Source organism: Actinoplanes sp. NPDC026623 (genome assembly GCF_040638275.1).
Lineage (GTDB): Bacteria > Actinomycetota > Actinomycetes > Mycobacteriales > Micromonosporaceae > Actinoplanes.
The window spans coordinates 62,701-83,540 of record NZ_JBEZXZ010000009.1; the positions used below are offsets into that span (position 1 = coordinate 62,701).

At 71.4% G+C, this 20,840-nt stretch carries 17 protein-coding genes; 7 read left to right on the forward strand and 10 right to left on the reverse strand.

The window, feature by feature from the left end; all coding sequences use genetic code 11:
• Positions 1-52: 52 nt before the first annotated feature.
• Positions 53-1,576 (reverse strand): amino acid permease, encoded by a 1,524-nt coding sequence (locus AB0F10_RS04680; protein WP_360620437.1) that lies wholly within the window; start codon positions 1,574-1,576, stop codon positions 53-55.
• 689 nt (positions 1,577-2,265) lie between these two features.
• On the opposite strand from AB0F10_RS04680, the gene AB0F10_RS04685 reads away from it, so the two are divergent.
• Positions 2,266-2,664 (forward strand): MerR family transcriptional regulator, encoded by a 399-nt coding sequence (locus AB0F10_RS04685; protein WP_360620438.1) that lies wholly within the window; start codon positions 2,266-2,268, stop codon positions 2,662-2,664.
• Positions 2,665-2,693: 29 nt separating this feature from the next.
• The gene (locus AB0F10_RS04690; protein ID WP_360620467.1) at positions 2,694-3,320 is read left to right on the forward strand and encodes a DUF998 domain-containing protein; all 627 of its coding nucleotides are present in this window, start codon (positions 2,694-2,696) and stop codon (positions 3,318-3,320) included.
• 98 nt (positions 3,321-3,418) lie between these two features.
• Here AB0F10_RS04690 and AB0F10_RS04695 read toward each other — a convergent pair whose 3' ends face one another.
• From AB0F10_RS04695 to AB0F10_RS04705, 3 genes are read right to left on the reverse strand one after another with little or no spacing between them, the layout of a single operon-like run.
• On the reverse strand, positions 3,419-4,003 hold the full coding sequence (locus AB0F10_RS04695; RefSeq protein ID WP_360620439.1) for a TetR family transcriptional regulator: 585 nt from the start codon (positions 4,001-4,003) through the stop codon (positions 3,419-3,421).
• Positions 4,004-4,007: 4 nt separating this feature from the next.
• Positions 4,008-6,152, reverse strand: coding sequence for a YhgE/Pip domain-containing protein (locus AB0F10_RS04700; protein ID WP_360620440.1), 2,145 nt, complete (start codon positions 6,150-6,152; stop codon positions 4,008-4,010).
• Positions 6,149-7,117, reverse strand: a complete 969-nt coding sequence (locus AB0F10_RS04705) for an ATP-binding cassette domain-containing protein (RefSeq protein WP_360620441.1) — start codon at positions 7,115-7,117, stop codon at positions 6,149-6,151. Before AB0F10_RS04705 ends, AB0F10_RS04700 begins: the two co-directional genes overlap by 4 nt.
• A gap of 113 nt (positions 7,118-7,230) precedes the next feature.
• On the opposite strand from AB0F10_RS04705, the gene AB0F10_RS04710 reads away from it, so the two are divergent.
• The gene (locus AB0F10_RS04710; RefSeq protein WP_360620442.1) at positions 7,231-8,214 is read left to right on the forward strand and encodes an LLM class F420-dependent oxidoreductase; all 984 of its coding nucleotides are present in this window, start codon (positions 7,231-7,233) and stop codon (positions 8,212-8,214) included.
• On the opposite strand, the gene AB0F10_RS04715 is transcribed toward AB0F10_RS04710, so the two are convergent.
• Positions 8,211-9,050, reverse strand: coding sequence for a GNAT family N-acetyltransferase (locus AB0F10_RS04715; protein ID WP_360620443.1), 840 nt, complete (start codon positions 9,048-9,050; stop codon positions 8,211-8,213). The genes AB0F10_RS04710 and AB0F10_RS04715 overlap by 4 nt on opposite strands.
• 138 nt (positions 9,051-9,188) lie before the next feature.
• On the opposite strand from AB0F10_RS04715, the gene AB0F10_RS04720 reads away from it, so the two are divergent.
• The gene (locus AB0F10_RS04720) at positions 9,189-9,764 is read left to right on the forward strand and encodes a PadR family transcriptional regulator (protein WP_360620444.1); all 576 of its coding nucleotides are present in this window, start codon (positions 9,189-9,191) and stop codon (positions 9,762-9,764) included.
• A gap of 391 nt (positions 9,765-10,155) precedes the next feature.
• On the opposite strand, the gene ispG is transcribed toward AB0F10_RS04720, so the two are convergent.
• The 3 genes from ispG to dxr are packed head-to-tail and all read right to left on the reverse strand — an operon-like array spanning position 10,156 to position 13,809.
• The gene (ispG, locus tag AB0F10_RS04725; RefSeq protein WP_360620445.1) at positions 10,156-11,328 is read right to left on the reverse strand and encodes a flavodoxin-dependent (E)-4-hydroxy-3-methylbut-2-enyl-diphosphate synthase; all 1,173 of its coding nucleotides are present in this window, start codon (positions 11,326-11,328) and stop codon (positions 10,156-10,158) included.
• Between the two features lie 10 nt (positions 11,329-11,338).
• Positions 11,339-12,598 carry a site-2 protease family protein gene (locus AB0F10_RS04730; RefSeq protein WP_360620446.1) on the reverse strand — a complete coding sequence of 420 codons (1,260 nt, stop codon included), beginning with the start codon at positions 12,596-12,598 and terminating at the stop codon, positions 11,339-11,341.
• Positions 12,598-13,809, reverse strand: a complete 1,212-nt coding sequence (dxr, locus tag AB0F10_RS04735) for a 1-deoxy-D-xylulose-5-phosphate reductoisomerase (RefSeq protein ID WP_360620447.1) — start codon at positions 13,807-13,809, stop codon at positions 12,598-12,600. The genes AB0F10_RS04730 and dxr overlap by 1 nt, the downstream gene beginning before the upstream one ends.
• Positions 13,810-13,885: 76 nt before the next feature.
• Here dxr and AB0F10_RS04740 point away from each other — a divergent pair, with 76 nt between their 5' ends.
• Positions 13,886-14,761, forward strand: a complete 876-nt coding sequence (locus AB0F10_RS04740) for a YhjD/YihY/BrkB family envelope integrity protein (protein WP_360620448.1) — start codon at positions 13,886-13,888, stop codon at positions 14,759-14,761.
• Here AB0F10_RS04740 and AB0F10_RS04745 read toward each other — a convergent pair.
• Positions 14,686-16,833, reverse strand: a complete 2,148-nt coding sequence (locus AB0F10_RS04745; protein ID WP_360620449.1) for an MMPL family transporter — start codon at positions 16,831-16,833, stop codon at positions 14,686-14,688. The genes AB0F10_RS04740 and AB0F10_RS04745 overlap by 76 nt on opposite strands.
• Before the next feature lie 107 nt (positions 16,834-16,940).
• On the opposite strand from AB0F10_RS04745, the gene AB0F10_RS04750 reads away from it, so the two are divergent.
• Positions 16,941-17,636, forward strand: a complete 696-nt coding sequence (locus AB0F10_RS04750; protein ID WP_360620450.1) for a TetR/AcrR family transcriptional regulator — start codon at positions 16,941-16,943, stop codon at positions 17,634-17,636.
• Positions 17,637-17,647: 11 nt separating this feature from the next.
• Positions 17,648-19,240 (forward strand): NAD(P)/FAD-dependent oxidoreductase, encoded by a 1,593-nt coding sequence (locus AB0F10_RS04755; RefSeq protein WP_360620451.1) that lies wholly within the window; start codon positions 17,648-17,650, stop codon positions 19,238-19,240.
• Between the two features lie 22 nt (positions 19,241-19,262).
• Here AB0F10_RS04755 and AB0F10_RS04760 read toward each other — a convergent pair whose 3' ends face one another.
• On the reverse strand, positions 19,263-20,816 hold the full coding sequence (locus AB0F10_RS04760) for a Rieske 2Fe-2S domain-containing protein (RefSeq protein ID WP_360620452.1): 1,554 nt from the start codon (positions 20,814-20,816) through the stop codon (positions 19,263-19,265).
• Between the last annotated feature and the right edge of the window lie 24 nt (positions 20,817-20,840).

The window sequence follows — 20,840 nt, forward strand, 5'->3', positions numbered from 1 at the left end:
TGGGCCGACATTTTCGGGGGCCGGGCGAATCCGCCCGGCCCCCTCTACTGAATCACTCGGTCGGCAGGGTCGGCTCCCCTTGCGCGGCTTTCTCGATCAGGTTCGACTTCGGGCCGGTGAACCACTTCCGCGCCCCGGCGAACCACCAGATGGTCGCGGCACCGACCACGACCAGCACCGCGACGATCGTGTAGTTGAAGTTGCTCGCCGTGATCGGGCTGGCCGCCGGCAGGACGAACAGGACGCAGATGAAGCCGACCCAGACGATCGCGATCCAGCCGACCGGCGCGCTCCACCTGCCGAGGTTCCACGGCCCGGGCTGGAACTCCGGATTCATCCGCCGCAGCAGCACGGGACCGACGTAGGCGATGTAGAGCCCGATGACCGCGATGGAGGTGGCCGCCAGGTAGGCGGCGTTGTTCCACAGCGACGGCAGCACCAGGAGCGTGGAGCAGGCCACGCAGAGCCAGATGGAGTTGGTCGGGGTACCCGTGCGCGGGTTGACCTTCTTCCAGATCGACGAGCCCGGCAGCGCGCCGTCGCGGGAGAACGCGTACGCCATCCGCGAGTTGGCGGTGACCGACGCCATGCCGCAGAACCACTGGGCCACCATGCAGATGAAGAGCAGGAAGGTGCCCGTGTTGTGGCCGACCGCGTCGATGAAGATCTGCGCGGGCGGCAGGCCGAGGGCGGTCTGGCGCTCGGCGTCGTAGTCCTGAATCGACCAGGTGATGGCGACCAGCAGGATGAATCCGGCGATCACCGAGACCACGACGGACATGACGATGCCCCGGGGAGCGGCCCGCGCGGCGTCGTGGGTCTCCTCCGCCACGTGCGCGGAGGCGTCGTAGCCCGTGTAGGTGTACTGGGCCATCAGCAGGCCGAGGAGGACGGCGAAGGCGCCCGCACCGGCGAAGGTGAAACCGGTCTCGTTGCGTACCTCGAAGAACACCTCGGAGATCGGCTTGTGCTGATCGGGGAGCACGGCGAGCAGCACCACGATGACCGCGACGCCGATCAGGTGCCACCAGGCGCTGACGTCGGAGAGCACCCGGACCAGGTTCACGCCGAAGGTGTTCAGCAGCCCGTGCACCACGATGATGACCAGGAAGATCAGGAACGTGCCGAGCTTGGTGACCTCCAGGTCGAAGGTCAGGCTGAGGAACGCCGCGGTGGTGATCGCCGCGCCGAAGTCGATGGCCGCGGTGACCGCGACCTCGCCGAGGAAGTTGAACCAGCCGATGAACCAGGCCCAGGCGGCCTTGTTCCTCTTGGCGAGCGCGGCGGCCCACCAGTAGAGGGCGCCGGCGGTCGGGTAGGCGGAGCAGACCTCCGCCATCGCGAGCGCCACGAACGTGACCATGCCACCGACGAAGAGCCAGCCGAGGGTGATGGCCGCCGGCCCGCCCGCGTTCATCGCGATGACGTACGACGTGATGGCGCCGGCCAGGATGGAAATGATCGAGAAGGAGACCGCGAAGTTGGAGAATCCGGACAGTCGGCGATGAAGTTCCTGCTGGTAGCCGAGCTGGGCGAGTCGTTCTTCGTCGGTGCTGGGTGCAGGGTTAACGCTCATGTGCGACTCCCGTGACCGAGGGGCAGCTGTGACCTGGGCCACCGCTGTCCGGTGATGATCTACCCGCAGCGTTACGGGCGTCAATGCGCGGTGTTAATTGAGTTGTCGGGCGTGAAGCGCAACCCGCACACTCGTAGACATGTCAGGGCATCGGAACGCGGAGCGCGGCTCATCCCGCCAGATTTCCCGCGCGGCCCTGCCGGTGTTCTGACCGCTGCGCATGCAGCGACCGGGTCCTCGGCAGGCCCGGCGGACACCCGGGGCGCCTCCGGCACCCCACACCCGCGGCGACGCGGGGCGCGGTCACCTCTCTCTCGACGCGGCATCGCGCTGCGCCATGCGCCCGCCCCGCGTCGCCGCCCCATTCGCCCTAAAAATCTACAGCGGCGAGTCTAGAAATTCGCTGGTCGGCGGCCTAACATGGGACAGGTCGGCAACGCACAGCCGACAAGCAACTGGCAAGGACGCTGAGTTGGTTAAGGAGGACGAGATACCGCAGCAACGCGTAATCGCAACGTCCCCGACCCGACAAGAGGTGATCGCAGCCGATGCCCATCACTCAGCCCGTCTGCTAGCGGCACGCAAGCAGACGGACGGCGCCGACGACGGTCGGCCGCAGAATTGAACAGCCAAGGCCCCGGTAACCCGCCGGGGCCTTGGACTGCGTTCCGGGGTTGACGAAAGGCAGCATGGACACCGCGTTCGACGACGCCGACTCCCCGGCGTACACGATGGGTCGCGCCGCCGACATCATCGGCGTGACGCCCGCCTTCCTGCGCAGCCTCGGCACGGCGGGCCTGATCGAGCCCCAGCGCTCCCTCGGCGGACACCGCCGATACTCCCGCCATCAGCTGCAACTGGCCACCCGGGTCCGGCAGCTACTCGACGATGGCATCCTGCTGACCGCGGCCTGCCGCATCGTGATGCTCGAGGACCGGCTGGCCGCGGCCCACCGCCGCATCGTCGCCCTGGGCGGCACCCTCACCACCGACGACGACGCCGACCTGCCGACACAGACCCACCCGGACATCGCGGCGACCCGGTATTACCCGTCGCCCCGCCCGGAGCGCTCCCCGTCGGCACCCTGACCCGGACCCGCCGCGGCGGGGCGCCGGTCATCGCCGCGGCAGCGGGGTGCGCGGGCCTCGTCGGGTCACTGATGATGCTCCTCGCCCTGGTCGCCGCGCCCGGGCCGTGGCTGCAGGGATACGTCAGCGAGGCCGGCATCGCGGGGCTGCCGCTCGCCGCGCCGTACCGCCTCGGGCTGGTCCTGCTCGCCGGCGGCGCCGGGCTCCTCGGCCTCGCCCTGCGGCACCGGTCCCGCCTCGCCGCGCTCCTGCTCGGCGGCGCGGCCGCCTTCGCCGCGGCCTCCGGCGCCGTGCCCTGCAGCAGCGGCTGCCCGCTGCCGCCGTACGAGCCGGCCACCGCCGGCGACGTGGTGCACGCGGGGGCCACCGTGGTCGCGTCGTTCCTGCTGGCCGGGGCGATGGTCACCGTCGCGCGCACCCCGGCCCCGGCCCGCCGGCTCGCCGCCGTCGCCGCGGCGCTCATCGTGCCGCTCGGCGGCGCGCTGGGTCTGATCATGCTGCTGGTCGGACGCGACCCGGCGGGCGCCATCCTGGAACGGCTCGTCCTGCTCGTGGCGGTCGGCTGGCTGGTCGGCACCGCGCTGCTGACGGCGCTAGGTCCCGCACCGTCGCCGGCCTCGAAGGCCGTAAGGCCCGGGTTCCGTTCCGTTCCGTGACGAGTGAGCCATTCTCACCGTGGCCCGGGTGGTGGCGCCCGGCGGACCGGATACCCCGGCCCGAGGCAGGCCTCTCGATCTCGACGGCCGGGTGGGGCTCAGACGACCCGGCGGACCAGGCCCAGCAGGGAGCGCTCGACGTCCTCGATCGGGCGGTCCGGCTGGAACACGAGCCAGTCGACCGCCACGACCAGGCCCACCCCGAACAGCGCCGAGGCGGCCACCCGGACGTCGAGGTCGTCCGGCAGGTCCCCCGCGTCGACGCCGGCCTGGACGGTCTCCGCGATGGTCCCGATCGCCTGCTCCCGCAGCAGCATCAGCGTCTGCTGCCACTCCCGGTTGGTGCGCCACATCTCCGAGAGCAGCAACTGCGCGAACGCCCGGTACCGGCGGATGTACTCGAGCTGCGCCCGGATCAGGGCCGCCACCGCCTCGCGGGGTGGCAGGTCCCTGACCGCGGCGCGGAAATCGTCGGTGAGCAGGCCGATGCCGTGCCGGAGCAACTCCTCGAAGAGCGCCGTCTTCGAGGCGAAGTTGTAGTAGACCGTGCCCTTGGCGACCTTGGCCCGCAGGGCGATGTCGTCGACCGTCGTCGCGGAGAAACCCTGCTCCGCGATCAGCTCCACCGCCGCCTCGAACAGGCGCTGCCGGGTGTCCTCGCGCCTGCGGGTCCTACCGTCCACGTTGTCAGATCACCAGCTCCGGATGCAGGGTGGACGGGGTCAGGCGGCGCGCCCGGCCGGCCGTCGCCACGGTCAGCGCCAGCGAACCGAGCCCGAAGCCCAGCAGCACCAGCACGCCCGTGACCACCGTACCGGCCGGGCCTCCGTCGATGGCGTGGCGGAGTGCCTCGACGACGTACGTCATGGGTAGCAGCGGGTGGATCGCCTGGAAGAAGCCCGGCGTGGTCTGCACCGGGTAGGTGCCGCCCGATGAGGTCAGCTGCAGCATCAGCAGCGCCAGCGCGACGATCCGGCCGGCCGGGCCGAGCGCGGCGCCGAGCAACTGCATGATCGCGGCGAAGGCCGTCGCGGTCACCATCAACAGGGCGAGGGTGACCACCGGATTGACCGGGCTCAGGCCGAGCCCGAACACCACGACCACGAAGAGCAGCAGGGCCTGCGCCAGCCCGACCGCCACCGCCGGCAGCAGGCCGGCCAGGGCGACACGGTACGCGGGAGCGGCCGAGACGATGTACCTCCGGTTCAGCGGGCGCAGCACCATGAAGCTGATCATCGCGCCCACCCACAGGGCCAGGGCCAGGAAGTACGGGGCGAAGCCGACGCCGTAGGTGGTGGCCGGATGGCGCACGGTGCGGTCGAGGCCGACCGGCGCGCTCAGCGCGTCCGCCCGATCCGAGGTGTCCGCGCCGTACCCGGGGATCTGGTCCGCGCCGTCCGACAATCCGGAGGCCAGCTCGGCGGCGCCGCCCTGCAGGTCGCCGAGGCCGTCGGCGAGCTGGCGGCCGCCGGTGGACAGCCGATCGAGCCCACCGTTGAGGTGACGCGCGCCGGACGCCAGCTGGTAGATGCCGCCGCGCAGGTCCGTGGCGCCGGCGGCGGCGTCGGCGGCGCCGCTGTCCAGCCGCTTCGCGCCGGCCGCGAGGTCGCCGAGCCCGGCGGCCAGGTCGTCGACGTGCTTGCGGGCGGTGGCGACGTCGTCGGCCAGATGCGGTGCGGCGGCGGCGACCTCGCGGGCGGTCGTGGCGACCTCGTGCAGCCGGTCGCTCAGGCCGTCCAGGTCGGCGGTGTGGATTGTGGACTGCACCCGCTTCGCGGCCGCTACCAGTTCGTCGGCGGCCGCGCGCGCCTCGCCGATCCCCGCTGTCGAGTCGGGCAGGCCGTTCAGGTACGTCTGCAGGCCGACGGCGCGGTCCACCGCCTCGTCGGCGGCGGCGGTCAGCTTGCCGACGTTGCCGGCGAGCAGGTCGGCGCCGTTCGCGATCTGCCTCGCGGCGTCCTCGATGAGCTTGGTGTTGCGGCGAAGCAGCGGCTCGATCCGCTCGGCCGCGGCGTCGACCTTGGTCGCCAGCCGCTTGCCGCCGTCCGCCGCCTGCTGCGTGCCCGCGGCGAGCTGGGCCGTGCCGGAACGGAGGGTGGTCAGGCCCTCGGCGAGGTCGCCCGCGCCCCGCGCAGCGCTGCCGAGACCGCCGGAGAGCTTCCCGGCGCCGTTGCTGGCGTCGTTCAGCCCGCCCTCGATCCGGTCGGCGCCGCTGCTCGCGTCGGTCAGGCCGTCGTCGAGCTTCCCGGCGCCGTCGGCGGCCTCCTGGGTGTGCTTCTTGAGGTCGGTGAAGCCGATCAGCATCTTGTCGAAGTAGCCGGCCTGCGCGCTCTGCGCGGCGGCGGCCCGCACCTCCTCGAACGCGGTACGGCCGAAGACGCCGGAGAGGTAGTTGGTGGCGTCGTCGCTGACGACGACGAGCTGCGCGGACTTCGGCGCGGCATCGGGGTCGGGGCCGGTGGTCAGGTTGGCGGAGAAGTCACGCGGGATGCGCAGCACGAGCTGATAGCTGCCGTCGGCGAGGCCGGCCTCGGCGCCGCGCTCGTCGGTCACGTGCCAGTCGAAGATCTCCCGCTCGATCAGCTCGTCGGCGAGGTCCCGGCCGGCGTGCACCTCGGTGCCGTCGGACGCGGTGGCCTGGACGTCCTCGACGACCAGGGCGGCGGGGATGTGGTTGAGCCTGCCGTACGGATCCCAGAAGGCGTAGAGGTAGAGGGCGCCGTAGAGCAGGGGGATGACGGCCACGACGACGAGGGCGGCTGCGGGCAGCCGGCCGCGGAAGAAGCGGCGCAGCTCGAACCCGGCGAGCCGCACACTGGACAACCTGGTCATGACTTCTCCTCGCCCGGCAGGTCTTCGTCTTCCGCGACCACGGCTTGGTTTTCCGCGACCACGGCTTGGTTTTCCGCGACCACGGCTTGGTTTTCCGCGGCTTCCTCGCCGCGGCCCGCGACCGTCCGGCCGCCGTCCACGGCTTCGGCGTCGTCCGCCTCGGCCGGCCCGTCTTCGGCCTCGGGCCGGTCGTGCACCACCGGCTCGTCTTCAATCCCGGGCCGGTCGTGCGCCGCCAGCTCGTCTTCGGTCTCGGGCCGGTCGTGCGCCGCCAGCTCGTCTTCGGTCTCGGGCCGGTCGTGCGCCGCCAGCTCGTCTTCGGTCTCGGGCCGGTCCTGCGCCGCCAGCTCGTCCGCTGGGTACGGTCCCGCCGACGGGGACACCGGCGGCGCCGCCGCGGTGCCGCCGAGGCGTATCGACGTGGACACCCGGGCCGGGTCGACCTCGCGGGCGGTCACCAGCACCGCGAGGCCCTCGGCGGCGAGGTCGGCGAGCAGCCCCCAGAGCGACGCCGACTCGCGGTGGTCCAGCCCCTCGTCGATCCCGTCCAGCGCCACCACCCGCGGGTTCTCCAGCCGGGCCAGCACGAGCCCGAGCACCTGGCGCTGATACGGGCTGAGCTGGTAACCCTTCAGCGCCGGGTCGAGGCCGAGCAGCGGCACCTCCGCGGCCTGCCGCGGCGACCGGCCGACGAGCAGCAGCCGCTCCCGGACGTGCTCCAGCACCGTCAGCACGGGCTCGGGCGAGGTCACCTCGGGCACGTAGCCGAGCGCGGCGGACCCCACCACGCTGCCGGCCGACAGCTTGAAGCGCCGGGCGAGCGCGAGCAGCACCGTCGTCCGGCCGCTGCCCGGTGGGCCCACGATCGCGACGATGTCGCCCGGATCGGCGGCGACATCGAGGTCGCGGAAGAGCCATCGGCGGTGGCGGCGAACGCCCACCCCGGTCGCGGTCAGCACCGGCATCAGACACCCAACTTTTAAGACTGACTGGTCAGTTCAAAAACTTACCCGCAGATGTCCGTCGATGGCTGTGCCCCGTGGTGGACCTCACGCCCCGCACAGGGCAGTATCGGGACATGTCGACGCGCTGGGGCATGACCGTACCGCTGGGCGGGGTTCCGCTGACCGATCACGCCGAGGTCTTCGCGGCCCTCACCGACGCGGGCTTCACCGACCTGTGGTCCTCCGAGGTGGCCGGCACCGACGCGTTCACCCCGCTGACGCTCGCGGCCGCCTGGCAGCCCCGGGCCCGGCTCGGCACCGCGATCGCCCCGGTCTTCACCCGCGGACCCGGACTGCTCGCGATGACCGCCGCCGCCCTGGCCGAGGCCGCGCCCGGCCGCTTCCAGCTGGGCATCGGCGCGTCCTCACCGGTCGTGGTCGGCGACTGGAACGCCGCCGACTTCACCAAGCCGTTCGCCCGCAGCCGCGACATGCTGCGCTTCCTGCGCGCCGCCCTGGCCGGCGAGCTTGTCGACGAGGAGTTCGAGACCTTCCGGGTGCGCCGCTTCCGGCTCGAGCGGCCACCGGCCACCCCGCCGGGGCTGCTGCTCGCCGCGCTGCGCCCCGGCATGCTGCGGCTGGCGGCGGCCGAGGCCGACGGCGTGATCCTGAATTGGCTGGCCGCCACCGACGTGTCCCGGGCGCTGTCGGAGGCGAAATCGGACCGGCCGGGCTTCGACGTGGTCGCGCGCATCTTCGTCTGCCCGACGCAGGACGCCGCCTACGCACGCACGATCGGCCGGCGGATGATCGCGGCCTATCTGACGGTCCCGGCCTATGCGGAGTTCCACCGCTGGCTGGGGCGCGAGGAGGGCCTGGGCGCGATGTGGGCGGCGTGGGCGGCGGGCGACCGCCGGGGCGCGCTGGCGGCGATCCCGGACGAGGTGGTCGACGAGCTGATCGTGCACGGCTCACCCGAGGAGTGCCGCGACCACGTGGCCAACTACGCCGAGGCCGGCGTCAAGGTCCCGGTCATGGCCCTGGTCCCGACCCCGGAGCTGGAAAAGGCCGACCCCGCCACCCGGACCCAGCTACTCAAGAGGCTGGGCCGCGCCTAGAACAGGACCGTGGCGAAGCTGCCGTTCGGGACGAAGCCGCAGCGCGCATAGACCCGCCGGGCCGCGGTGTTGTAGTCGTTCACGTACAGGCTGACCGTGGGCGCGACCCGGCGCAGCGCGTCCCGGACCACCGCGGCCATCGCGCCCGCGGCGAGACCGCGCCCGCGAAACTCCGGATCGACCCAGACGCCCTGCACCTGCGTGGTCCGCCGGGTGACGATCGCCAGCTCGGCCTTGAACACGACCCGGTCCCCGACGAACCGCGCGTAGGCGCGCCGCGCGCGCACCAGATCGGCGATCCGCCGCCGGTAGCCGCGGCCGCCGTCGTCCAGCAGCGGCGAGACGCCGACCTCCTCGGTGTACATCGCCACCGCCGCCGGGAAGAGCTGGTCGACCTCGCCGGCCCGGACCAGGCGCACGTCCGGGTCCGGCACGATCGGCGACTCGCGGTCGGCGACCAGCAGCGGCTGATGCGGCCGCACGTCGCGCGCCGGGCCCCAGTGGCCGCCGAGCCGGTCCCACAGATCGAGGACGGCGTCGGTGCGCCCGATGATCGACGAGCAGATCCGCGGCTCGGCGCCGAGCAGGTCGGCATAGGCGGCGACCGCCGCGGGGGCCGCGCACACCGGCACGAGATGCGCGCCGGACCAGCACACGGACTCGATCCGGCGGCCGGGCCCGTAGCCGTAGATCCGGCCGTCGGACCGCCACCAGTTCAGCCCATGCGCCGCCACACGCTCGGCGATCTGAGCGCCGGCGTAAGGGTCTTGGTCGAGGATCCGCTCGACCGCCACCCGCTCGGACTCGCCGAGTTGGCGAATGGGCACCGTCAGCACAGCTATCAGATTGCCAGATGGCGGCCGTCACACGCCTCACCCGCCCCCTCGAAGAAAAGAATCCTTGCGATCGACATGTTGGCGATATATCGTCTAACTATCGCCAACAGATCGGGGAACGTCATGAGGTACGGACACATGCGTGACATGCACGAGGGCCTGCGCCGCGGGTTCGGATTCCCGCCCGGCTTCCCCTTCGGGCAGGGCGGGCCCGGCGGCTTCGGCGGCTTCGGCCCGGGCGGTCCAGGCGGGCACGGCCATCGCCGCGGCGGCCGCGGCAGCCGGCCCAACGTCCGCCCGGCCCTGCTCGCGCTGCTCCTCGAGCGGCCCATGCACGGCTACGAGATGATTCAGGAGCTGGAGAGCCGCACCGGCGGCATCTGGCGCCCGAGCCCGGGATCGGTCTACCCGACCCTGCAGTTGCTCGAGGACGAGGGCCTCATCGAGGCCGAGGCCACCGGCGGCCGCAAGCGGTTCACGCTCACCGACGCCGGCCGCGCGGAGGCCACCGCCGCGGCGGAGAACCCGCCGTGGGCCCAGTTCAGCAACGACACCATGTCCCAGGTGCAGGATTTCCGCGACGCGGCGATCGGCATCATGGACGCGCTGCGCCAGGTCGGCTTCAACGGCACGCCGGAGCAGCGCCAGCGGGCGCTGGAGATCCTCAACGAGACCAAGCGCAAGCTCTACGCCGTCCTCGCCGACGGAGAGTGAGCCATGCTCTGGTTCCCGTCGTTGATCAGGCGCCTTCTCCTGTACGGCGTGAGTCCTTCACAGCCGCAACACCGTCGCCCACCCGCACACCAGAAGCAGGGCTGACAGGAACGCCGCCCGTCCCGGATGCCCGGGGCGGGCGGCGTGCTTGCAACTCACTGTCATCGCGCCGCTGACGCACCCACCGGCCCAGCCCGGCGGCGTGCGGTCAGGCTCCCTGCCGTCGAACCGCCGACGCGACCCACGGCGGGCCGTCGAACCGCCGGCGCGACCCGCCGGCTCAGCCCGGCGGGCAGGCCACGGCCCGGGCCGGCGACTGGCCTGAGGACCGACCGCGCTTGCGGGGTATTGCGGTTGGTCACGGCTGGCGCCGTACCGAAGAAGTGTTTGGTCAGTGGACGGTGACGGTCGCGCCTGGGAGGAGTTCGCGGAGCTCGTCCGGCAGCTCCGCGCCCATCGAGTCGGCCAGGCGCAGGGCCTCCTCGACCAGCGTCTCGACGATGATCGACTCCGGGACGGTCTTGATGACCTGGCCCTTCACGAAGATCTGGCCCTTGCCGTTGCCGGAGGCCACGCCGAGGTCCGCCTCGCGCGCCTCGCCCGGACCGTTGACGACGCAGCCCATGACCGCCACCCGCAGCGGCACCGGGAAGCCCTCGAGCGCCGCGGTGACCTGCTCGGCGAGCGTGTAGACGTCGACCTGTGCGCGGCCGCACGACGGGCAGGAGACGATCTCGAGGCCGCGCTCGCGCAGGCCGAGCGACTCGAGGATGCCCTGGCCGACCTTGATCTCCTCGACCGGCGGCGCGGAGAGCGACACCCGGATGGTGTCGCCGATGCCCTCGGCCAGCAGCGCGCCGAACGCCACCGCGCTCTTGATCGTGCCCTGGAACGCCGGGCCGGCCTCGGTCACGCCGAGGTGCAGCGGGTAGTCGCACTGCTCGGCCAGCTGCCGGTAGGCCCGGATCATCACGACGGGGTCGTTGTGCTTGACCGAGATCTTGATGTCGCGGAAGCCGTGCTCCTCGAAGAGGGAGCATTCCCAGAGCGCCGACTCGACCAGGGCCTCGGCCGTCGCCTTGCCATATTTCTCCAGCAGGCGCTTGTCGAGCGAGCCCGCGTTGACGCCGATGCGGATCGGGACCCGCGCGTCGCCGGCGGCCTTGGCGATCTCCTTGACCTTGTCGTCGAACTGGCGGATGTTGCCCGGGTTGACCCGGACCGCCGCGCAGCCGGCGTCGATCGCCGCGAAGACGTAGCGCGGCTGGAAGTGGATGTCCGCGATGACCGGGATCTGGGACTTCTTCGCGATCGCCGGCAGCGCCTCGACGTCGTCCTGCGACGGCACCGCGACCCGGACGATCTGGCAGCCGGCGGCGGTGAGCTCGGCGATCTGCTGCAGCGTCGCGTTGACGTCGGAGGTCAGCGTCGTGGTCATCGACTGGACGCTGACCGGCGCGGCACCACCGACCGGAACGTTGCCGACCATGATCTGACGGCTCAGCCGGCGGCGGGCCAGCGGCGGCGGCGGAACGGCCGGCATGCCAAGACTGACAGCGGTCATTTGTGCACTCTCATTTTCCGAAGATGGTGATCGGGTTGATCACGTCGGCCGTGGCGGTCAGCAGGGTGAACGCGCCACCGATCAGGATGACGACATAGGTCAGCGGCATCAGCTTGAAGTAGTCCACCCGGCCCGGGTCGGGGCGGCGCATCCGGGCGTAGAGCCACGAGCGCACCCGCTCATACCAGGCGATGGCGATGTGGCCGCCGTCGAGCGGCAGCAGCGGCAGCAGGTTGAAGATGCCGATGAAGACGTTCAGCGAGATGAAGATCATCAGGAACACCTCGGGCACGCCGCGCTCGATCGCCTCACCGCCGAGGCGGCTGGCGCCGATGACGCTGATGGGCGTGTTCGGGTCGCGCTCCTCGCCGGTGATCGAGTTCCAGAGCGCCGGGATCTTCTCCGGGATGCGCTTCATCGCCACGAACGAGTTCTCGACCAGGCTCCAGTCGTAGCGCAGACTGGCGCCGATGCCGTCGACCGGGCCGTAGGTGACCAGGCCCGGCATGCCGAAGTCCTGGCTGATGCCCACCACCGAGACCGTGGCGATCGGACCCTTCGGGTCGTTGAGCGGCGGGCGCCGCGCCGCGAGCATCGTCACGGTGGTGCTGCCGGCCACGCCGTCGCGGGTGTACTCGAACTTCGTCGGGCCGGGCTTCGCCGCCCGGATCACGTCGGTGAGCTGGCCGTAGCCGGTGATCGGGGTGTCGCCGACCTTGGTGATCACGTCACCGGTCCGCAGCCCCGCCACGACCGACGGGGCCGGCGCGTCGCCGCCGACGCCGGGCTTGCACTCCTTCTCGCTGAGGGTGAACTGCACGCAGTTTTCGCCCACCGAGATCCGGGCCGGCATCGCGATCGTCTGTGCCGTGGTCGTCGGGAGGTCGGGGTTGGGCAGGCCCATGAAGACCGCGGCGCACCAGGCGGCGACGATGGCCAGCGCGAAGTGGGTCACCGAGCCGGCCGACATCACCACCGTGCGCTTCCACACCGGGAAGCGCCACATGGCCCGGGGCTGGTCCTCCTCGTCAACGTCCTCGTCCTGCGGCGTCATCCCGACGATCTTGCAGAAGCCGCCGAGCGGGATGGCCTTGAGGCCGTACTCGGTCTCGCCGCGGTGGAACGAGAAGATCGTCGGGCCGAAGCCGACGAAGTACTTGCTCACCTTCATCCCGTACCGCTTGGCCGTGATCATGTGGCCCAGCTCGTGCAGGCTGACCGAGATCAAAATCGTCAGCGCGAAGGCCGCCGTCCCCAACCAGTACAGCATTAGGCTCCTTCAGCCGCTGTCGCGATCATCCGCTGCGCCTGGGCACGCGCCCAGGCCTCCGCGGAAAGCACCTCATCGACGGTACCTGGTTCGTCGAAATCGGGCGCTGCCGCGAGCACCGCCTCGAGTGTGTCGACGATGCCCAGAAAAGGTAGCCGACCGGAAACGAACGCGGCCACACACTCCTCGTTCGCCGCGTTGTAGATGGCCGGCCGGCAGTGTCCAGCCTCACCCGCGGCCTTGGCCAGCCGCACCGCCGGGAACGCCTCGCCGTCGAGCGGGCGCAGCTCCCAGTTGTGCGCGAGGGTCCAGTCGACCGCCGCAGCGGCGTCGGGCACCCGCTCCGGCCAGGCCAGCGCGAGGGCGATCGGCAGCCGCATGTCGGGCGGGCTGGCCTGCGCCAGCGTCGACCCGTCGACGAACTCGACGAGCGAGTGCAGCACCGACTGCGGGTGGACCATGACCTCGATCGCGGAGTAAGGCACCTCGAAGAGCTCGTGCGCCTCGATCACCTCGAGGCCCTTGTTCACCATGGTGGCCGAGTTGATCGTGACAACCGGTCCCATGTCCCACGTCGGGTGCTTGAGCGCCTCCTCCGGCGTGACGTTCGTCAGCTCGGCGCGCCGCCGGTCCCGGAAGGCGCCGCCGCTGGCCGTCAGGATCAGCCGGCGCACCTCGGCGGCGGACCCGCCGCGCAGGCACTGCGCCAGCGCGGAGTGCTCGGAGTCGACGGGCACGATCTGCCCCGGCCGCGTCACCGCGGCCTTGACCAGCGGGCCGCCGGCGACGAGGGACTCCTTGTTGGCGAGCGCGAGGGTACGCCCGGAGCGCAGCGCCGCCAGCGTCGGCGCGAGCCCGAGGCTGCCGACGACCCCGTTGAGCACCACGTCGCAGGGCCACTGCGCGAGCTCGGTCATCGCGTCCGGCCCGGCGACAATCTTGGGAAGCTTGAAGTCCCCGGTGGCCCAGCCCCGCTGCTGCGCCTCGGCGTAGAAGGCGAGCTGCAGGTCCTGCACGGCGCTGGAGTGGGCGACCCCGACGACGTCGACGGCGAGCTCGAGCGCCTGGGCCGCGAGCAATCCGACGTTGCCGCCGCCGGCGCCGATCGCGACGACCCGGAACTTGTCCGGATTGCGCCGCACGATGTCGATGGCCTGAGTACCGATGGACCCGGTGGACCCGAGCAGGACTAGCTCACGCATGGACACCATCTTTCCCTGCCGGCGCTAGAAGCAGCGGACCGGCCGGTTGCGAGATCGTAGCGGCATACTTGGGTACGTGTGGGGGATGGGAATCCGGACGCCCACCATCGGCCGCAGGCTGGCGGCGCCGTTCCGGTCGCTGCGCGGGCGGGACCTGGCATTACATGCCGCCGCGGTGACCTTCTACGCCGGAATTGCCGTGGTGCCGATCGCCCTGCTGGCCATCTGGATCACCGGCCTGGTGGCCGGCGCCGACCGGGTCCGGCGGCTCACCGCGCACACCATTGCCGCCCTGCCGGACGCGATCGGCGCGCCCCGCGCCCTGGCCGCGCTCATCGAGGCCGGGCTGCACCTGACGCCGATGCTCGCGCTGGCCAGCCTGCTGCCCGCGACCCTGTACGGCGAGGGCCTGCGCCGCGCCTTCGTGTCGCTGGGCGAACCGGGCGAGTCCCTGATCGGCTGGCGCGGCCGAGTGCTCTGGCTGCCGCTGCTGGCCGCCGCCCCGGCGCTGCTGCTGGCCCTGTTCCTGGCGTTGCCGGTGACCAGCGGCCTGTGGGTGCGCGGCGGCTGGTACACGGTCGCCGGTCTGGTGCTGTCGTTCCTGGCCGCCTGGCTGGTTCTGACGCCGGCGGTGATCTGGGTCTACCGAGGGGTCGCACCGGGCCGGCCGGAGTGGCTCGCGGTGGTGCTGGTCGGCTCGTTCACGGCCGCGAACCTGTCCGGATTCCTGCACGGCTTCGTGCTCTTCTGTTCGCTGCCACTGGACCTGGGCGCGCCGTTCGGCGGCTTCACCGTGATCGGCGGCGTGGTCGCCGTCGGGCTATGGCTCTATCTGTTCCACGTCATCGTGCTGGCCGGTTTCGCCGCGACGCGCAGTGCCGGCGCCTACCTGGGTGCCAGGCGCGCAGGCTCCAGGTCCGGCGCCTCGGACGGGGCCGGTTCGGCCTCGTGGATCCCGTAGCGGCCGTAGAAGCGGCCCAGCAGGCCCGGCGCCCACCAGTTCCAGCGGCCGAGCAGCCGCATCGTCGCCGGCACCAGCAGCGCCCGGACCAGCGTCGCGTCCACGATGATCGCCACGATCATGCCGATGCCGATGGTCTTGATGACCGTCACTCCGCCGGTGGCGAAGCCCGCGACCACCGTGATCAGCAGCAGCGCCGCGGCCGTGATGATGCCGCCGGTGCGTTGCAGCCCGGCGGCGACCGCGGCCGGGTTGTCACCGGTGGAGTCCCACTCCTCGCGGACCCGCGACAGCAGGAACACCTCGTAGTCGGTGGCCAGGCCGAACAGCACGGCGAGCACCAGGATCATGTTGCTGGGCTCGATGTAGCCGGTCGACTCGAAGCTCAGCGGCCCCTCGAGGTGGCCGTCCTGGAAGATCCAGACGACCACGCCGAAGGACGCGCCGATCGAGACCAGGTTCATCAGCACGGCCTTGATCGGCAGCAGCACCGAGCCGAAGGCCAGGAAGAGCAGCAGGATCGTGGCCAGCGCCATGATCAGCGCCATCCAGGGCAGCCGGTCGGCCAGGCTCTCCAGCAGGTCGAGGTCGATCGCCGGCCGGCCGCCGACCAGTACGTGGGTGCCGGGAGGCGGGGTGAGGTCGCGGATCGCCGAGACGATGTCGCGGGATTCACCGCGCGACAGCGTGCCGGGATAAGTCACGGTGACCAGCGAGGCGTCGCCGCGCTCGGCGGTGACGGTGGCGCCGGTGACGTTCGGGAGCGCGGCGATCTGCCCGGCCAGGTTCTCCGCGGACCCGCCCGTCACCAGGACGTTGATCGGGTTCTCGCCGCCGCCGGGGAAGCCGGTGTTCAGCCGCTCGCCGACGATGCGCGCCTGGGTGTCGGCCGGCAGCACCCGCTCGTCGAAGCCGCCGAACTCGACACGCAGGAACGGCGCCGCGAAGACGGCGAGCACCGCGAGCACGCCGATGAGGTAGGGGGCCGGGCGGCGCATGACGCTGCGCGCGAGCCGGGCCCAGCCCGCGCCGGGCCGCGACCCGCGCGGCAACGGGATGCGCAGCCGGTCGACCCGGCGGCCGATCAGCGCGAGCGCCGCGGGCAGCACGGTCAGCGCGGCGATCATCGCGATCAGCACGGCGGCCATGCCGCCGATGGCCATGCCGCCGAGGAAGGGCTGCGGAAAGATCAGCAGGCTGGAGAGCGCCAGGACGATGGTGAGGCCGGAGACCATCACGGTGCGGCCCGCGGTCGCGACCGTGGTGCGGATGGCTGCGGGCACGTCCTTGCCGGTCGCCAGCTCCTCGCGGAAGCGGCTCACCACGAACAGCGAGTAGTCCACCGCCATGCCCAGGCCCAGCAGCGTGATCACGTTGATCGCGAAGACCGAGATGTCGGTCACATAGGTGAGCGCGCGCACCGCCACGAACGCCCCGAGGATCGCGATGCCGCCGATGAGCAGCGGCGACAGGGCCGCGATGAGGCCTCGGAAGATCAGCACGAGCAGCACGAAGAGCACCGGCAGGGAGAAGATCTCCGCCCGGCTGATGTCCTCTTCGGTCTGCGTGTTGGCCTGGTCGGTGAAGGCGACCAGGCCGCCGACCTGGGTGGTCAGTCCGGGCGCGGCGAGGTCGGGCTCGATCCGGTGGTACGCCGCCGTCCTGCCGTCCTCGTCCTCGGCGGCGAGGTAGACCGCCGCGTAGGTGGCGCGCCGATCGGTGCTGATCAGGGCGGGCGCCGCGTTCTCGTCGGTGTAGGCGGCGACCTGGGCGACGTCCGGGCGCCCGCGCAGCTTCGTGACCGTGCCGGCGACCGCGTCGCGGAAGGCCGGGTCCGTCACCGCCAGCTCGTCGCTGGACCAGAGCACGACCAGGTCGGGCTCGCCCCGGCCCAGTTGTTCGGCGATGGCCGCGGCCCGGTTGGACTCGCTGTCCGGGTCGTCGTAGCCGCCGCCGGAGAGCGCGCCGAACACGCCGGCGCCCCAGGTGGCGCCCGCGACGACGACCGCCAGCCCGGCGGCGACCACCCACCAGCGCAGCCGGACGACCGCTCCGCCCCACCAGCCGAACATCTGTCTGCCTCCCGCGCGGAGGTTAGAGTCGCTGAGAATTCCGGTATTTTTCGTGAACGGTGTTCACCTTCGCAAAAGCCGTTCGCTCACGTCAACGGAGCCCGACTATGACGACCACCACGCCCAGCCGGCGTGAACGGCTTCGCGCGGAAACCGTCGTCGAGGTCAAGGAGGCCGCCCGGCGCCTGCTCGTCGCCGGCGGGCCCACCGCCATCTCGCTGCGGGCCATCGCCCGCGACGTCGGCCTGACCGCCCCGGCGCTGTACCGCTACTTCGACAGCCTCGACGCGCTCGTCCTGGCCGTCGTCGCGGACCTCTTCGAGGACCTGCGCGGCGCCGTCGTGGCCGCCGCCGGCGAGCACGCCGCCGAGGAGCCGCTGGCCCGGGTCGGCCACCTGGTCCGGGAATTCCGGCGCTGGTCGCTCGCCCATCCCGCCGAGTTCGCGCTGATGTTCGGCAGCCCGGTCCCCGGCGTCACCCGGTGCGACCCGCTCAATGAGGCCGGCGCCCGGTTCGCCGAAACGTTCTTCACCACGCTGGGCGAGCACTTCCAGCGCCACCCGTTCGGCGGTGCCGCCCACGACCTGCCCGAGGCCGCCCAGCGCGACCTGTTCCGGCCGTACCTGGAGACGTTCGGCGAGCGTTTCCCGCTGCCCGTCATCTATCTCTTCGTCGCCGCCTGGACCCGGCTGTACGGAATCGTGGCGATGGAGGTCTTCGGCCACCTCAGGTGGGCGATGACGGACGTGGAGCCGCTGTTCGAGCTCGAGTTGTCCCGGACCCTGGGCCACCTGGCACGCTAGGCTCGTCGCCCATGAGCGCTCTGCCTGATCGCGCCGATGTGGTGATCATCGGGTCCGGCCACAACGGGCTGGTCTCCGCCGTGCTGCTGGCCCGCGCCGGCCTCGACGTCGTCGTGCTGGAGGCAGCCGACGTCATCGGCGGCGCGACCCGCACCGAGCATCCGTTCGCCAAGGTGCCCGGCCTCGGCCACTCCACCGGCTCCTACCTGCTGGGCCTGATGCCGCCGGAACTGCTGCGCACGCTGGACGTCGACATCCCGGTGCTGCGGCGCGACCCGCACTACTTCCTGCCGACACCCGGCGGCCCCGGCTCGCCGTACCTGCTGTTCGGCACCGACCGCGAGGCCACCCGCGCCCAGATGGAGCGGTTCTTCTCGCCGCGCGACATCGCGGCCGACGAGGCGCTGCAGGTCGAGATCGCGGCGCTGCGCGCCGATCTCGCCCCGGCCTGGCTGCAGGAGCCCGGCTCCGTCGAGGCGATCGCCGACCGGCACATCCGCCCGCAACTGCAGAGCACCTTCATAGATCTCGTACGCGGCTCAGTCGCCGACTACCTCGCCCGGTTCGGCTTCAAGAGCGAACTGCTGATGAGCATGTACGCGGTGACCGACGGCCTCTCCGGGCTGAACGCCGGCCCCGACGACCCCGGCACCGGCCACAACTTCCTGGTGCACAACATGTGCCGCCTGCCCGGCTCGGACGGCACCTGGATGATCGCCAAGGGCGGCATGGGCACCGTGTCGCGCACCTTCGCCGAGGCCGCCCGCGCCGCCGGTGCGGCAATCTTCGCCGGCACGCCGGTGTCGGCGGTGACCGTCTCGCAGGGCGCCGCGACCGGGGTGGCCCTGGCCGACGGGCGCGCGGTCTCGGCCCGGGTGGTGCTGGGCGCCTGCGATCCCTACCGGCTCATCGACCTGGTGCCCGAGGGATCGCTGCCCGCCGAGCTGACCGACCGGATGGCGGCCGTGCGGCGGCCGGGCACCACCCTGAAGGTCAACCTCGCGCTCAGCGGCCTGCCGCGGTTCGGCTGCCTGCCCGAGGACGCCGCCTCCCCGTTCGGGTCGACGATCCACCTGCTGCCCGGCTCCGCGGGCCTGGCCGGGCTCGAGACGGACTCCCCCATGGCCGCGCTGCGGGCGATGTGGGCCGACGTGCAGGCCGGCCGCCTGCCGGCGGAGCCGACCATGGAGTGGTACCTGCACACGACCGTCGACCCTTCCCTGCAGGACCCAGCCGGCCACCACTCGTCCGCGCTGTTCGTCCAGTCGGTGCCCTACACGCCGGCGGGCACCACCTGGGACGAGGCGCTGCCCGGCTACGTCGCGCGGCTGCTCGACATCGTCGACCGCTACGCGCCGGGCGCCTCGGCCCTGGTGTCGGACATGATGCCGCTCAGCCCGCCGGGCATCGAGAAGCACTTCGGCATCACCGGCGGCCACATCCACCACGTCGACAACACGGTCGCGTTCAACGAGCGCATGCCGTACGCGACGGGCCTCGACGGCCTGTACGCCGGGTCCGCGGGCGCACACCCGGCGGGCAGCGTGATCGGCGCGGCCGGGCACAACGCCGCCAAACGCATCCTCAGCGACCTGGGCCTCTAGCGGGGCGCAGGTCGCCCGGCGTTCAGTCGCTCTGCTCGTCCTTCTCGGCGCGGATCTTGTGGCCGGCGCTGGTCAGGCACTTTCCGCTGGGCAGGTCGAACTTCCAGCCGTGCAGCTGGCAGGTCAGCACGTTGCCGTCCACGATGCCGAAGCGGCTCAGGTCCGCCTTCAGGTGCGGGCAGCGGCGCTGCACCGTCCAGCCGCCCAGCTCGATGTCCTCCAGGTCGACCGACCGCTCGTGCTCGTCGTACCAGCCCTCGGCGTACTGCAGGCGCTCCTCGGAGAGGCACTTGAAGAACGCGTAGACGAACTCGTTGTACTGGCCGATCCGGGCGGCCGAGAAGCGGCAGCTCAGGAACAGCGAGTTCACCCAGTCGCCCTCGTCGATGAAGATCAGGTGCTCGATCAGCTCGCGCTGGGTCTTGAAGCGGTAGCGGACCTTCTCGTCGGCGTAGGGGCGGACCTGCTTGCCCGGGAAGTCCACGACGATCGACTCGATGGACTCGCCCTCGTAGGAGACCAGGTCGAAGCGGACCGGCCCGCCGACGCCCTTGGCCAGGTAGATCGACTCCTCGAGCAGCGGCTCGATGCGCTTCTTGAGCTCGCCCAGCACGTCGATCTCGGGGTGCCGCCAGGACGCCTTCTCGGCGGCGATGATCGGCGCCTTGCGCTCGCGCATCTCCTCGAGGTGCTGCTTCTTGTTGACGAAGAACTCGTCGACGTCGGTCGGGTGGCTCGTCTCGATCGACGACGTCGTCAGCTCCGTCACGCTGCCCGGCAGCAGGACCACGCCGTTGGTGCCGCCTACCTTGGCGTACTCGCTCATGAAGACCGACTGGTCCGGGAAGATGTTTCCCTCGTCGCCGAAGATGTCGTTGAACTGCCACAGCTCGTCGTCCAGGAAGCACGGCGGGCCGGCGATCGGGAAGACGTGGTCGGCCTTCAGGTCGTCGATGTAGCGCCAGGTGCGGTCGAACTGACGGTCGCGCTTCTGCTTGCCGAACGCGGTCTTCGCCGACTGCGGCAGCTCGTAGACCATCGGGTACCAGATCGCGCCGGAGAACTGCAGCAGGTGCGCGTGCACGTGGCCGAGCTCGGCGAAGGTCGACAGGTCCGTGGGGCGGGCGTCGTTCTGGTTCAGCACCCGTACGCCGTCGTGCTCCACCCAGAGCGACGAATCGCCGATCGGGCCGTCCGTGGGGCTGATCAGGGCCTGGATCATCACCTTGAGGCCGCCGTCGAGCTCGTGGACCTCGTTGCTCTTCGTCTTGAAGAAGCTGGTGAAGCCGAGCTCGCGCAGCTCGTCCTCGAGCTGACTGGTCGGATACTCCGGCAGCAGCACCGTCGCCTTCTTGCTGACGAAGCGCTTCAGGTGCTCGGCGTCGAAGTGGTCCCGGTGAAGGTGGGACACGTAGAGGTAGTCGACGTTCCCGAGCGTGTCCCAGTCGAGCTGGGAATTGTCCGGGAACGGGAACCACGACGCGAAGTACGCCGGGTTGACCCACGGGTCGCACAGAATGCTGCCCGCGCCCGTGTCGATCCGCATGCTGGCGTGGCCAGTGCCTGTGATCCGCACCCTTTAAGCTCCCTCGATCCGGAG